This window comes from Kitasatospora phosalacinea (assembly GCF_000716545.1).
Classification (GTDB): Bacteria; Actinomycetota; Actinomycetes; order Streptomycetales; family Streptomycetaceae; genus Kitasatospora; species Kitasatospora phosalacinea.
Genome location: NZ_JNWZ01000219.1, coordinates 1 through 232 on the forward strand (window position 1 = coordinate 1; position 232 = coordinate 232).

Sequence of the window (232 nt, forward strand, 5' to 3'; positions counted from 1 at the left end):
GCGCCCGTACGCCCCCGCCACGTTGAAGTACCGCAGGCTCACCGCCGCCAGACCGTGCGCGAGCGCCTCCGAGGTGATCAGGTGGTCCACCGCCAGCTTTGTCGCCCCGTAGGCGTTGGTCGGCGAGGTGCGGGCGCTCTCCTTGATCGGCACCTCCTCCGGCTCCCCGTACACCGCCGCCGTCGAGGAGAACACCAGCCGCCCCACCCCCGCCTTGCGCATCGCCGCCACC

At 72.8% G+C, this 232-nt stretch carries 1 protein-coding gene; it reads right to left on the reverse strand.

The window, feature by feature from the left end; translation table 11 throughout:
• The coding region (locus tag OO48_RS34220) for an NAD-dependent epimerase/dehydratase family protein (protein ID WP_157845624.1) at positions 1–232 on the reverse strand (232 nt) is incomplete at both ends.